General features: G+C 64.4%; 10 protein-coding genes. 2 read left to right on the top strand and 8 right to left on the bottom strand.

Going from position 1 to position 13998, the window contains the following annotated elements; translation table 11 throughout:
- The first annotated feature begins 347 nt into the window (after positions 1-347).
- Both E4K09_RS16385 and E4K09_RS16380 read left to right on the top strand, forming a co-directional pair.
- Positions 348-1565 carry an efflux RND transporter periplasmic adaptor subunit gene (locus E4K09_RS16385; protein ID WP_134498832.1) on the top strand — a complete coding sequence of 406 codons (1218 nt, stop codon included), beginning with the start codon at positions 348-350 and terminating at the stop codon, positions 1563-1565.
- A 29-nt stretch (positions 1566-1594) separates the two neighbouring features.
- Positions 1595-4801 (top strand): efflux RND transporter permease subunit, encoded by a 3207-nt coding sequence (locus E4K09_RS16380; RefSeq protein WP_134498830.1) that lies wholly within the window; start codon positions 1595-1597, stop codon positions 4799-4801.
- Positions 4802-5028: 227 nt separating this feature from the next.
- Here the strand turns inward: E4K09_RS16380 and E4K09_RS16375 are convergent, their stop codons facing one another.
- From E4K09_RS16375 to E4K09_RS16340, 8 genes are all read right to left on the bottom strand, one after another.
- Positions 5029-5619, bottom strand: a complete 591-nt coding sequence (locus E4K09_RS16375; protein WP_134498828.1) for a TetR/AcrR family transcriptional regulator — start codon at positions 5617-5619, stop codon at positions 5029-5031.
- A 206-nt stretch (positions 5620-5825) separates the two neighbouring features.
- On the bottom strand, positions 5826-6842 hold the full coding sequence (locus tag E4K09_RS16370) for an LLM class flavin-dependent oxidoreductase (protein WP_134498826.1): 1017 nt from the start codon (positions 6840-6842) through the stop codon (positions 5826-5828).
- Between the two features lie 67 nt (positions 6843-6909).
- Positions 6910-7614, bottom strand: a complete 705-nt coding sequence (locus E4K09_RS16365) for an SDR family oxidoreductase (RefSeq protein ID WP_134498824.1) — start codon at positions 7612-7614, stop codon at positions 6910-6912.
- A gap of 51 nt (positions 7615-7665) precedes the next feature.
- Positions 7666-7989 (bottom strand): PAS domain-containing protein, encoded by a 324-nt coding sequence (locus E4K09_RS16360; RefSeq protein WP_134498822.1) that lies wholly within the window; start codon positions 7987-7989, stop codon positions 7666-7668.
- A 597-nt stretch (positions 7990-8586) separates the two neighbouring features.
- Complete coding sequence (locus E4K09_RS16355) at positions 8587-9372, bottom strand: hypothetical protein (protein ID WP_193557301.1); 786 nt, start codon at positions 9370-9372, stop codon at positions 8587-8589.
- Positions 9373-9477: 105 nt separating this feature from the next.
- The gene (locus E4K09_RS16350; RefSeq protein ID WP_134498820.1) at positions 9478-10377 is read right to left on the bottom strand and encodes a hypothetical protein; all 900 of its coding nucleotides are present in this window, start codon (positions 10375-10377) and stop codon (positions 9478-9480) included.
- A gap of 95 nt (positions 10378-10472) precedes the next feature.
- Positions 10473-11912: a DUF1254 domain-containing protein gene (locus tag E4K09_RS16345; RefSeq protein WP_134498875.1), complete on the bottom strand. Its 1440-nt coding sequence runs from the start codon at positions 11910-11912 to the stop codon at positions 10473-10475.
- A gap of 208 nt (positions 11913-12120) precedes the next feature.
- Positions 12121-13947 (bottom strand): tetratricopeptide repeat protein, encoded by a 1827-nt coding sequence (locus tag E4K09_RS16340; protein WP_134498818.1) that lies wholly within the window; start codon positions 13945-13947, stop codon positions 12121-12123.
- Between the last annotated feature and the right edge of the window lie 51 nt (positions 13948-13998).

Below are 13998 nucleotides of genomic sequence, written 5' to 3'. Positions count from 1 at the left end.
CCTAGGTCGGATTCTAGCCCGGCTGGGCTCATCCTCCCGTTGCCGCTCCTCGCCGCCAAGCCTCGGCGCCGCTGAGCTTTGGATGGTCCACGCCTCCGCCATGAGGATTTTCATGTTGCGGTCCGCGCTCGTGGCTGGGGTGTCCAAGAGACAAAGAAGGGGGAGGCCGAACGTGCGCCAGCACACATTGGTGCCGCTGCGGCAGGCTCTTGTGGTTCTTTTTGCTACCAATCGATATAAAAATGCCTTGGCTGCTCTTTTAAAACATACCGATCGGTACTATACCGATTGGTAAGAATCCGGCACCTGTCGGATGCGAGACGATCTTTCGAGTGAGCGGCCTCACCATGATGAATGTTTTCAAAATCCGACCTCTGACCTCCTTCGGTACCGTGAGCGCGATCCTGAGCGGCGTCGCCCTTTGGTCGATGCTCGGCAGCACGGCGACGCAAGGCAGTGGCACCGCGCCGGCACCGTCCGCGACGCCTGCCACCGTTGCCGCCGTCGATAGTCAGAATGTCCTGCTGTGGGAGGAGTTCTCGGGCCGCTTCGAGGCGGTCGAGCGGGTGGAGCTGCGTCCCCGGGTTCCCGGCGCCATCGAGTCGATCCATTTTCGGGAGGGGTCACTGGTGAAGAAGGGCGATCTCCTCTTCATCATCGATCCCGCACCATACATCGCAGAGGTCGAGAAGGCGGACGCCCAGGTTCGCGCGGCTGAAGCCACTCTTGCGTTCGCACGGAGCGAGCTGGAGCGCGGCATGAGAATGACCGCCAACCAGACCATTGCACAACGTGATCTAGACACGCGCTTGAGCAACGTTCGCGAGGCCGAGGCCAACCTGGGTGCCGCCAACGCAGTCGCCAAGGCTGCGCGCCTCAACCTGTCCTACACGGAGGTGCGCGCTCCGATCGCGGGACGGGTGGGGAAAATCGAGGTCACCGTCGGCAATCTCGTTAACGGCGGATCCGGCGCACCGGTCCTGACGACGATCGTCTCGACCAACCCCATCTACGTGAGCTTCGATGCGGACGAGCGCGCGATACAACGGGCGCTCGAGACGCTGCCGGCGGGAGGCGACCGGCGCGAGCATCTCGCGCGCATCCCAGTCGAAATGCGTTCGGGGCCAGGGGGCGACATCGTGCGCGGAAAGCTGCAGCTCATCGATCATACGGTCAACAGTGCCAGCGGCACGGTCCGGGTGCGGGCGGTGCTCGACAACGGCGACGACCACCTGATGCCAGGCCAGTTCGCGCGTGTCCGGCTTGGCCAGGCCAAGACGATGCCGGCGGTGGTCGTGCCCGAACGGGCCATCGGGGTCGACCAGGACAAGAAGTACGTTCTCGTCGTCGACCCGGCCCAGAAGGCGAATTATCGCGAGATCAAGCTCGGGGCTGCTGTGGACGGCGGCCGCATCGTCACCAGCGGGCTCAGCCCGGGCGAGCGAATTGTCGTCGATGGCCTTCAGAAAGTCCGTCCAGGCGCCCTGATTACGCCGCAGCCCGAAGAGTCCGAGGCATCCGCCACGCTTCGGACCGGAAGCTCGTCCGCTTCCGCAGCGAATTGACCGCACGCAAAAGGCTCGAGGCCAGTGCCATGAACATCTCCCGCTTCTTCATCGACCGTCCGATCTTTGCCGGGGTCCTGTCCGTGCTGATCTTCGTGGTCGGGCTGCTCGCTCTGCGCATCCTGCCGGTCTCGGAATATCCCGAGGTCGTGCCGCCCCAGGTGGTCGTCCGGGCGCAATACCCGGGCGCAAATCCGAAGGTTATCTCCGAGACCGTGGCCGCCCCCATCGAGGAAGCCGTCAATGGGGTGGAGGACATGCTCTACATGAGCAGCCAGGCGACCACGGATGGCGTGCTGACGCTCACCGTGACCTTCGCCCTCGGCACCGATCCCGACAAGGCACAACAGCTCGTGCAGAACCGTGTCTCGCAGGCCGAGCCCCGGCTGCCGGAGGAGGTGAGGCGTCTGGGCGTCACCACCGTCAAGAGCTCGCCGGACCTGATGATGGTGGTTCACCTGCTCTCGCCCGACAGCCGCTACGATGTCACTTACCTGCGCAACTATGCGGCCCTCAACGTCAAGGACCGGCTGGCCCGGATCCAGGGCGTGGGTCAGGTCCAATTGTTCGGATCGGGCGATTACTCGATGCGCATTTGGCTCGATCCCCAGAAGATTGCCGAGCACGGTCTGTCCGCGAGCGACGTCGTGGACGAGATCCGCGCCCAGAACGTGCAGGCGGCCGCGGGCGTCGTCGGCGCCTCGCCGGGCTTGCCGGAGATCGATCATCAGCTGTCGGTCAACGCGCAGGGCCGCCTCCAGGACGAGGAGCAGTTCGGCGACATCATCGTCCGGACAGGGGAAAAGGGCGAGATCACCCGCCTCCGCGACATCGCCCGCATTGAACTGGGCGCTGCCGACTACGCCTTGAGATCTCTCCTGAACAACAAGCCGGCCGTCGCCATTCCGATCCTCCAGGCGCCTGGGTCCAATGCCATCGAGATCGCCGACAAGGTTCGCGCCGAGATGGCCGACATCAAAGCCAACATGCCGGACGGTGTCGATTTCCAGATCGTCTACGACACGACCCAGTTCGTGCGTGCCTCGATCGACGCGGTGGTCCATACGCTGCTCGAGGCGGTGCTCCTGGTGGTTCTCGTGGTGATCCTGTTCCTGCAGACTTGGCGGGCGTCGATCATTCCTCTCGCGGCCGTTCCGGTCTCGATCGTCGGTACGTTCGCGGTCCTGCATCTCTTGGGCTTCTCCATCAACGCCCTGAGCCTGTTCGGACTCGTCCTCGCCATCGGTATCGTGGTCGACGACGCGATCGTGGTCGTCGAGAACGTGGAGCGGAACATCGAAAAGGGGCTGGATCCCCGGCAGGCAACCTACCGGGCCATGCAGGAGGTCTCCGGGCCGATCATCGCGATAGCCCTGGTGCTGGTGGCCGTCTTCATCCCGCTTGCGTTCATCAGCGGCCTGACGGGACAGTTCTACAAGCAGTTCGCCGTCACCATCGCCATTTCGACGGTGATCTCTGCGATCAATTCGCTGACCTTGTCCCCCGCCTTGGCGGCCCTTCTTCTTCGCGATCACCATGCGCCGAAGGACCGGCTGACCCGGATCATGGATACGCTGTTCGGCTGGCTGTTCCGCCGCTTCAATGCGGTCTTCCATCGGGGATCCGAAACCTACGGTCACGGCGTGAGGCGCGCGGTCGCGACGAAGGCCCTGATGCTGTTCGTGTATGTGGCCCTGCTCGGCGCGACGGGATTCCTGTTCAAGGCGGTGCCGGGCGGCTTCGTCCCGGGGCAGGACAAGCAGTATCTGGTGGGCTTTGCTCAGCTGCCGGATGCGGCGACCCTCGACAGGACGGAGGGCGTCATCCGGCAGATGACCGACATGGCCCTGAAGCAGCCGGGCGTCGAGCATGCGGTCGCGTTCCCCGGCTTGTCGATCAACGGATTCACCAACAGCTCGAATGCCGGCATCGTGTTCCTGACGCTCGCACCATTCGAGGATCGCCGGGATCCAAGCCTGAGCGCCGGCGCGATCGCCGGGCAGCTGAATCAGAAGTTCGCCGCCATCACAGAGGCTGTGACCGCGATCTTTCCTCCCCCGCCGGTGCAGGGGCTGGGGACGATCGGCGGCTTCAAGCTTCAGATCGAAGATCAAGCCGGCCTCGGATACGAGGCGCTTGACCGGGCCACGAAGGACTTTTTGGCCAAGGCCGCAACAGCGCCTGAGCTCGCGGGACTGTTCTCGAGCTATTCGATCAACGTTCCCCAGCTCTATGCCGACATCGATCGTGCCAAAGCGCGTCAGCTCGGGGTTGCGATTTCCGACGTGTTCAGCACTCTCCAGATCTATCTGGGCTCGATCTACGTGAACGACTTCAACAAGTTCGGGAGGACGTACTCGGTGCGCGTTCAGGCGGATGCCCCCTTCCGGGCCCGCGCGGACGATATCGGTTTCCTGAAGGTCCGCTCCCGGTCGGGCGAGATGGTTCCTCTGACGGCCCTGTTGAATATTCAATCGAGCGTAGGGCCTGAACGGGCGATGCGTTACAACGGATTCCTCTCGGCCGACGTCAATGGACAAGCGGCTCCGGGATACTCTTCGGGCCAAGCACAGGAGGCAGTCGAACGGATCGCGGGCGAGACTCTGCCGAAGGGTTTCAGGGCCGAGTGGACCGAGTTGACCTATCAGGAAATCCTGGCAGGCAATTCCGGCGTCCTTGTCTTCCCGATCGCCATTCTGCTCGTCTTCCTGGTTCTCGCGGCGCAATACGAGAGCCTGGCGCTTCCGGTATCCATCATCCTGATCGTGCCGTTGGCGCTGTTCGCGGCTTTGGCGGGCGTGTGGCTCGTCGGGGGTGACAACAACGTGTTCACCCAAATCGGGCTGATCGTCCTGGTCGGCCTCTCCGCCAAGAACGCGATCCTGATCGTGGAGTTCGCCCGTGAGCTCGAGTTCGAGGGGCGAACACCCGTCGAGGCCGCGATCGAGGCGAGCCGCCTGCGTCTGCGGCCGATCCTGATGACCTCGCTCGCCTTCATCATGGGTGTCGTGCCGCTGGTGGTATCGACGGGGGCGGGCGCCGAGATGCGGGCCGCCATGGGCGTGGCCGTCTTCTCGGGCATGATCGGCGTGACGGCATTCGGCCTGTTCTTCACCCCGGTCTTCTATGTCCTCGTTCGCCGACTGACGGGGAACCGTCGCCTTCAGCATCAGCCCGACTTGGCGAGCGCAGGGCCGGCCACAAATGTGCATCCCGCGAAGGAACTGACGAGCTAAACCCGTGGAAGGTCGCCTCAGGCGACCTTCTTCGATGCATCGTGTCGAAAGAGCAGGGCGCCTTGCCTGAATTGGTTCCGGCAATCACCCGTCCCGTCGCCATGTCCGCATCGTTTCCCTGGCAGGCATGACTTCGGGAGACGTTGCGGAGCAGCGGACATCCCGATCCGTCTGACATTCGGTGATGCAGGTAAGGGATCGAACCCGGGACAGGAGCGGTTGAGGCCTCAGCGCGAGACGGTCGGCCAACACCGCAGGGCGACATCGACGACACGGTGGAGGTCCTCGCGCGAGGCTCCCGATGCGGCCCTCACCGCCATCCCGAGGCCAATCGAGACGATGTAGCGCGCCCAGTCGGCGGAATCCTCATCGTCCGGAAAATCGCCATCGGAGCGTGCCTTCTCCAGACGATCGCGCAGATTGTTCTCGTTGACCATCCGACGGGCGATGAGCTCCTCGCGGATCGGCTCGCTCGCCGCGCTGCAGGCCACGGCCCCATTCACGCCGAGACAGCCGGGCGGGCTCGTGGGATCGGTCAGGACGTCGGCATAGCCGCGCAGGAGCCGCTCGACCGCTTCCCGCGCCGTCGGCGCCTGAAGGGCCTCATGCGCGAAGCACAGGTGCTGGCGCTCATAGAGGTCGAGGGTCCGGCGGAAGAGATCCTCCTTGTTGCCGAACGTGGCATAGAGGCTGGGTCGCGTGATGCCCATGGCTTCCGTCAGGTCGGAGATGGAGGTGCCCTCGTAACCCCGGCGTCGAAAGACCTGAAGCGCAATGTGCAGCGCCTCGTCAGGATCGAATTCGCGATGACGGCCCATGGTTCTCCCATCCTGCTGCCGGAACGGCGGGTCGGTCACGGACGTCGCGGCAGCATAACATACCAAGTGGTACAATAATCATTTCTCGGTTTATTTCAAGATCTTATTCGAACTGGCCACGCTGATCCTCACCAGCAGACTTTCGTCGAGCATTACAGGGTTTCGCTTCGATCGATGCCGGCAGGGCTTAACCCGTCGAAACGTCCTCAACGCCAGCCCAGGGCCGGAGCGACATGCTTCAGGATGGCCTCGATGACATGGGCGTTGTAAGCGACGCCGAGTTGGTTCGGCACGGTCAAAAGCAGCGTATCGGCTTCTGCGATCGCCTCGTCCACCTTGAGTTCCTCCACGAGCCTGTCCGGCTCCGCGGCATAGGAGCGGCCGAAGATCGCACGCATGTTGTCGATGATGCCGATCTGGTCGCTGTCCTTGCCGCGCCCGAAATAGGCGTGATCGCGGTCGTCCACGAGCGCGAAGATGGAGCGCGAGACGGAGACGCGGGGCTTGCGGGCATGTCCCGCCTCCTTCCAGGCTTCCCTGTAGCGACGGATCTGCTTGGCCTGCTGAACGTGGAAGGGCTCGCCCGTCTCGTCTTCCTTCAGGGTTGAGCTCTGGAGGTTCATGCCCTGCTGCGCGGCCCACACCGCAGTCGCGTTGGAAGCAGATCCCCACCAGATCCGTTCGCGCAGGCCCTCGGAATGCGGCTCGATGCGCAGCAAGCCGGGCGGGTTCGGGAACATCGGACGGGGATTCGGTTCGGCAAAGCCCTCGCCTTTGAGGACGTTCAGGAGCACCTCCGTATGGTGTCGGGCCATGTCGGCATCGCTTTGGCCCTCTTCGGGCACGTAGCCGAAATAACGCCACCCGTCGATCACCTGCTCAGGCGAGCCGCGACTGATGCCGAGCTGGAGACGCCCATTACTGATCAGATCGGCCGCCCCCGCATCCTCGGCCATGTAGAGAGGATTCTCGTAGCGCATGTCGATGACGGCGGTGCCGATCTCGATGCGGCTGGTCTTTGCGCCGATCGCCGCCAGCAGGGGGAAGGGCGAGGCGAGCTGGCGCGCGAAGTGGTGGACGCGGAAGTAAGCGCCGTCCGCGCCAAGCTCCTCCGCCGCCACGGCAAGGTCGATGGATTGGAGAAGGGCATCACGGGCCGAACGCGTCTGTGACTGTGGCGAAGGCGACCAATGCCCGAACGAGAGAAAGCCAATCTTCTTCATAAGGCGATCCTATGCAGTTGCCTTCAGCTGATCTGCCACGGTCAAAAGCAGATGTCGCGGATGATTTTCAGATGGACCGCATGAGGCCACCGTCAACGCGGATGTTCTGACCGGTGATGTACGCAGCCCCCTCCAAGGCCAGGAAAGCGATCGTTGCGGCGATCTCCTCACTTTTTCCGTACCGCTGCATCGGAATCGACCGCCGACGCTCCTCTGTTTCCGGCAGGCTGTCGATCCATCCGGGAAGAACGTTGTTCATCCGGATGTTCTCGGCAGCATAAGTGTCGGCGAAGATCTTGGTGTAGGCTGCGAGGCCCGCGCGGAAAACCGCGGATGTGGGAAACATCGCCGAAGGCTCGAAGGCCCAGGCCGTCGAGATGTTGATGATCGATCCCGACTTCTGGGTCTGCATGACCGGCGTGATGAGGCGCACGGGCCGGATCACGTTCATGAGGTAGGTATCCATCGCTTTGTGCCATTCGTCATCGCTGATCTCCAGGATCTGCCCCCGGGGACCATGGCCCGCGCTGTTCACCAGGACGTCGATGCGACCCCACTTCGAAAGTGTCTGCTCCACCAGTTTTCCAAGGTCATCGTTCGATTGGTTGGACCCGGTTACACTAATTCCGCCAAGTTCACGTGCCAGGGTCTCGCCTTTTCCCGATGAGGAGAGAATGGCGATCCTGTAGCCCTCGGCCGCAAGCCGTTTGGCGGCGGCGGCTCCCATGCCGCTCCCGCCGGCAGTGATGATTGCGACTTTCTCAGGTGCCATGATGATAAACCTCTAGCGACAATCAGATGGTCTTCTTCAGGATCGGCCGGATCATCGTCCCTGGTCCTTGGTCGCGGCTTGATACTCGACGTCTTCCACCATGCCTTCTGCGAGAAACGCCGGCCAGACCGGCTCCCGGTGGCGGGTGACCGATTCCTCTGTCAGGAAGTCCGAGACCCGGCGCCCAATGACCTCATCGCGGCTGTAGCCCAGAAGATCGAGCCATGCATCGCTGCCGTGTTCGATCATTCCGTCCTCTCTTCGGGAATATAGGGGCGGGGGAGTCTTGTTGTAGAGCCGGCGGAAGCGTTCGTCGCTGGCGCGCAAGGCTGCCGCCTCACGCTCTGCCAGACCGGCAAGATGACGGTCGAACATGGACGCGACCAAGGCAACAAACAGTGTGAATTGACTCAATATTTTCACCAGGGGCGGCTAGAACCCTTATTTTCTGGGACCTGACTTCGGCCTCGAACGGAGACCCGGCACCCATCGTCAAGCCAACAAAAACCCCCGAGGAATTCCTCGGGGGCTTGCTGCTCGAGTGCAGGCGCCGCTCGGCGACGGGCACACCGAAGATCTCATCCCCGGAACCGATCGCTGTGGTGGCGATCAGGTGACGGGCGATCCTGTCCCCGATGGCGGCGTAAGCGGGATCCTTCTCCTCGCTCGAGACCCACTCGTACGGGCGGCCGAACTTGCGCCGGGGCCGTCCCCTGCACCTGCTCGCGCAGGCGGGTCAGGAGGCTCGTGAAGGCACCGTCTGCGGCCGCCGCGATGCGGTAGCCCTCGTCGCCTGCCTCGCGCCACTGCATCTTGGACGGGCAAGCTGCCGGGAGGAGGCGGTTTGGTTTGTGATTGAAATTAGTCGAATGTTGCGCCAACAGGATGCAATCTTCCGGACGGCTGGCTCGCGCTGGCGCGAAAATTTCGTGGGTGCTGAAAGGGTGACGATCGACTGCCATCGGCAGCCTGTCACTGCGCCGGAGGCAATTGACCGTCGATTCCCTCGGAGACTCTGCGCTCCAGGTACGGGTAGAACGGATTGGACGAGATCCTCACCAGCGCGTCCAGTGGGACCAGCAGAACACCGCGTTCACCGCGGGGTGTCAGGGTTCCGAGGTGGAGACCGAAGCTCTCCCGGGGATCGGGGTGTGACCCGTAGAGTGGGTCCGTCACCGGGAACGGAATCGCGACGTGGGACAGGGAGAACGCGCCGGGCGGGAAGGCGAGGCCGAGCCCATGTACGGCCTCCGTCGCTCCGCCTGCCTCGATCGAGCGTTCGACGGCCTCCAGCGAGGACGGGCTGGCATTGGTGACGAGCGTCGTCCTGAACGCGCGCGGTGCGGCGGGCAGAAGCCGCTCGACGATGGTCTCCATAGAGCGGTCGACGAGCGGACCGAGCCGGATCACCCGGTTGAGGTCGAACCGGGTCAACTCGCTCCCGTTGGCTGGAAGCCGCGCGTACAGGCCCGAGACAACGGCCTGGGTGCTGACGGTGTAGTCGACGACGGACTGGAACGTGTGGATCCGCGGGAGCCGGGTGATCGTGCCATTGCCTGCCGCGCGGGCAACCTGAGCCTGGGCGGCCTGCGTGACAAGATAGGACTGACGGGCCGCGTTCACGGGAAACGAGTTGTACTTGAACGGATTGAACTCCGGGAGGATCTCAAGCCAAGCCGCCCTCGCGAAGGCCGGGAAGAAGGCGGGCAACCCTGCAAGGCCGGCGTAGCGCGCGAACACTGTGAGGCTTGATTTCAAGGGATGCTCCTGAGCGCACCATCCCGGGCCGTGCCGATGCCACTATGCTTTCGACGAGTATAGGAAGACCGCCGATGCGTCACAATTTCGGCGTTCCCCCGCCGACTAGAACCGTGCGCTAAGGCCGAGCACGGGGCCGTGCTGGAGCATGTCGAACTCGTAGCGCTGGCGACCCTCACCCTGGCCATAGTCGACGTACAGCGCCCGATAGCCGATCACGCCCGAGAACGTGATGCCCTGGTACCTGCCGAACTCGAATCCGTAGGCGCAGATCGCCTGCCAGGAGAAGTCGCTGCCGACGCCGAACCCGCCGATGTCACCACGCAGCCAAAATTCATGACCCGGAGCCACCATGTAGCGCACCCGTGCGCCGATCACGGGATCAAGCCAGTCGACGGACCTCGAGCGGGCAAAGGCGCGGCCGCCCACCACTTCCACGTCCCCGATCCCGATAGTACGATCGACCTCGAACGAGAGGTCCGCCTTCTGAAACCAGTAGCGGGCGCCGCCGAGAACGTCGAATGCCAGCGCACCGAAGCGGGCGACCTCGTAGGCTGCCCCGATCTCCGCGATGGCCATCTGGATGTCCAAGCTGAGGGCGCGGCCGACGGTTGTCGTGACGCCCGGCGCGGGAGTGCGCGTCCTGACGCCGTTGCGTTCGAAGCCGATGCTGCTCCAGACGAGGTCGCCATAGAGGGCGAATGGGCCGTTGCGGGCCTCGAAGTTACCCATCAGGCCCACGAGGGTGTCGCTCTTCTCGACGATGTCGATGAAGCTCGCGTCGACCTTTACCGAGCGCCCACGCACGGTCTGGGCGCCGTCCAATGCCATGAGCCATCCATAGGGCGTGATGCGGAAGCTCCACGAGGGCGGCATGGGCAGCGCCTCGACGACGGGCGCCCGGGCCGGACCCGGGTCTGCCGCCCACGCAATTCCTCCCGTCGCGAGCATTACACAAACGGACGCGAGCACGGCACGACGAATTCCCAACGCACGGGTCTGCATGATCGTCCTCCAACGTTCGTGTCGTGTCGGCTACTGCCGACCCCAGAATCGCAGAGCCAGGTCATCCGCGATTCTGGGGTCGGATTGGTGCGCGGCTAGGCCCGGTCGCTGACCTTCTTGACCGGTGGGATCGTCCAGGTGCCGTCGATGATCGAGGGGTTGCTTTCGTCCGGCCAGTACATCCGCAGCATCAGGATGAACTTGCCGGCCGGTGCGGGCAGCCAGTTCGACTCCTTGTCCGCCCCGGGCGAGTCCTTCTGGATGTAGAGGTCGACCGAGCCGTCCGGATTGGCCTTCAGGTCCTGGCGCGCGCTGACGGAGTAGCGGTTGATCGGGTTGGGCACGAAGAAGTAGGCGCCGTCGTACATCGTCAGCGACCAGAAGCCTTCCACCGGCGGCAACTGGCCCTTGGCGAAGCGCATCACGTACTTGTTGGCCCCGTCATACGCACTGCCGTCGCCGTCCTTCTGCGAGGTGGGATAGACGGCGTCCTGCGGGCGGTTGGCCCCGAGCCCGATCGCCGTGACGAGGGCACGCATCAGGTAGTCGGTGCCGTAGATCCCGGTCTTCGTCGTGAAGCCCCAGCCGTCGATATCATGGACGTCCTTGTTGATCTTGAACTGGATCATGATCCGGTCGTTGGCGATCTCCGGGATGCGCCGGGCGAAGTCGGCCCGGAGCTTACTCGCGTCGAAGTCCTGGCCGGGCACGAGCCCGATCTTGGCGAACTTCGCAAGGGCGGGGGCATCCGCAGCCGACGGCGGGTTCGTCTTCATCAGCTCCGCCAGCAGGGTGAAGTACGCCACCGCATCCATGCGGTTCACCTGATCGCGCACGGCGGTCTTCATGTCGATCGACGGGTCGACCTTGCCGGCAGGCGGCGTGTACGGTTTCCCGTAGGCGCTGAGCGGCACCAGCCTGACCTGGTCCTGGAGCGCATGCACCTCGACGTAGTCCTCCGGCGTGCCGGTGCAGTAGATGCGGCCGAGCAGCCAGACGATGTTGGTCGGCGACTTGTACTCCTTGATGCCCGCCGGCAGCGTGCCGCTCCAGCCGGGTCCGGTGATGGCATAGGTCTGGGCACCCGTGCCGGTGGTGCGCTTGCCGGGGACCTGGAACACTGTCGTCCAGCCGTCCAGCATCGGCATGAGGAAGTAGCGGTCCTTCATGTCCGGCAGGCTCAACACCCAGGGCTCCTTGCCGACGTCGAAGAACGCCGTCGTGTAGAGCGTGTCGGCGTTGGGCGCGGTCACGTCCCGGAACGTGGCGTCCGGATAGTGCCGGAGCTTGATGATCTGGCCCATCGGTGCCCGAGTGCCCTCCGGGGCGGCCACGTTGGTGATGACCCGGCGCGTCATCTCCATGGTAACCAGCGGATAGCCGTAAATGTAGGCGTCGGTTGCCAGCCAGAAGTCCTCGAGGCCTTCGTCGATGCCCAACAGCTCGCCCAGGTGAGCCTCACTGACGGTGCTCATCGTGGTGCCGGCAAGCAGGCTCAAGGCACCGATCGCCGCCTGGCGGCGGGTTAGCTTCATCGTCATGACAAATCTCCCTTTGCAATTGGGCTCTGAGGACTGCGCGACACATGGCTTGTCCTCACGGAGGCGATCCTGACCTGCGGCTCCTCGCTCGACGGTACCCGTGAGTGAGGCTCTCGGGTTCGCCATGCCCACTGGCCGGACGTTAGCAACGGATGGAGCGTCGCGCCTGTAGCATCGTGTAGTTTACGTGATGTGAGGATGGTCAGCGCGGGGGCGGCGATGCCTGTAGCATCGCTTCCGCGGCGGTTCGCGCCGGCATCGGAAAGCCCGCCTTGCGGGCTCCCTCGGCGAAATGGGCTGCATCCTCGGGCCGGTAGTTGCGCTTGGCCATTTCCTCGTCCCAGCGTTCGAAGATGGTCGGGCGCATGCGCAGGAACTCGTCACGGGCCTCAGCGGCTTCAACCGCCCTGCCGAGTTGGGCATAGATGACGGCGGCGACGAAGTGGAAGAGGGGGAACTTCTCCAGTGCTGCCTGCCGGATCAAGCTCTCGGCACGGGCATAGTCGTGCTGCATGTAGGCGTAGACCGCCAGCGTGCCGCTATAGTAGCCAGAGTGTCCCGGGTTGCGGGCGAGCGCCTGCTCCAACAGCTCGGCGCCGCGATGCCAAGCGCCCGCCTGGCCCAGCCGGGTTCCGAACTCGCCGAGCAGCTCGGTGTCGTTCGGGTTGAGCGCCACCGCCCGCTCGCCGACCTCCAGCGCCTCGGCAGGCTGCCGGGCGAAGAACAGCGCCATCATCAGGGACTGGAGCGCCCGCACGTTCTCGGGATCGAGGCGGGTGGCGCGGCGGGCCGCATCGAGGGAGCGTTCGATAGCGGTCGCGGGCTCGGCCTTCGGGTTAAACCCGAAGCGGTCCTCGTCGAGATACAGGACGGACAGCATCGCCCAGGCGGTCGCAAATTCGGGATGGGCTGCAACGGCCCGTTCCAGGCAGGACCGGATCGCGGCATGGCTCTCCTCAGACAGCGCCGCCCGGTAATCGTAGAACCGCAGCGTGCAGCCATAGGCCTCAAGGTCGTCGGGCGGACGGGTACCGGTTCGGGTCTGGTGGGCTCGCTGGATGATGCCGTAGGGCTGCGCCACTGCCGTGGTGACCTTGCGCGCGACGTCGTCCTGGATCGTGAAGAGATCACGAGCCTTCAAGTCCTCGTCGTAGATCTGCGACCACAGGACGGCGCCCGTTTCCACATCGAGGAGCCGGCCGGTGATGCGAAGACGGTGCGCTGCGGCACGCACGCTTCCCTCCAGCACGTACCGGACGCCGAGGTCATTGCGGAGACGGGTGGCATCCGCACCCGGCGGGATGCTGCGCGACGTCTCCCGTCCGATGACAGTCACTTCCTTGAAGCGGGCGAACTGGCTCATGACCTCCTCGGTCAATCCGTCCGCGTAGGTCTTGGCGGCGGGAGCCTCCCCCAGGGCAGCAAATGGCATGACGACAAGGGCCGGCCCCCCGGGGGGCAGGTGGACCGATGCTTGAGGCGCACGAGAAGCACTGTCGTTCCACAGATCCAACAAGACGAACCCGGCAAGGAGGATAGCCACGACGGCGGCAGTGGCGAGCCAGGGCATCCGGTGCTGGGGCGGAGAATTGCCAGCATGCCCTGTCGACGCAGTGGTCGGGGCAGGGTCGGCTTCAGCGACCGGCGGCCTACGCCAAGCGAAGTGCGGGATGTACGCTCCCTTCGGGATGGTGATGACGACCGGGTCGGACCGGCCGTCGGAGAGATAGTAGCGCTCCAGGGCCCGGCGCAGCCTTCCAGCCTCGATCCGCACGACCGGATCGCTCTGGGCATCGAAGTCCGGGCTCCGCTCGAACACCTCGGTGCCGATCGCATAGGCCTTGATGCGGTCGGCGCGGCCGGCGAGCGTCTCCTCGACGACATAGCGGAGGAACCTGCGAGCCCGCGCGGGGGCATCGAGGTCGGGGCTGGCGAGGAGAATGGCGAGCTGCGCACGCACGTCCTCCGCCGCAGGTGGCGACTGGGCCTGCGGCGAGGCACCGACAGTGCCGTCGCTTCCGCCGAGCATGGATCGGCCCATTGTTCGAGGGCGCCGCGAGACGCCTCTCTCCGTAACCTA

This window comes from Microvirga pakistanensis (assembly GCF_004458765.1).
GTDB lineage: Bacteria > Pseudomonadota > Alphaproteobacteria > Rhizobiales > Beijerinckiaceae > Microvirga > Microvirga pakistanensis.
The sequence above is the reverse complement of the archived record's forward strand: the minus strand, read 5'-3'. Positions and strand labels throughout refer to the sequence as shown.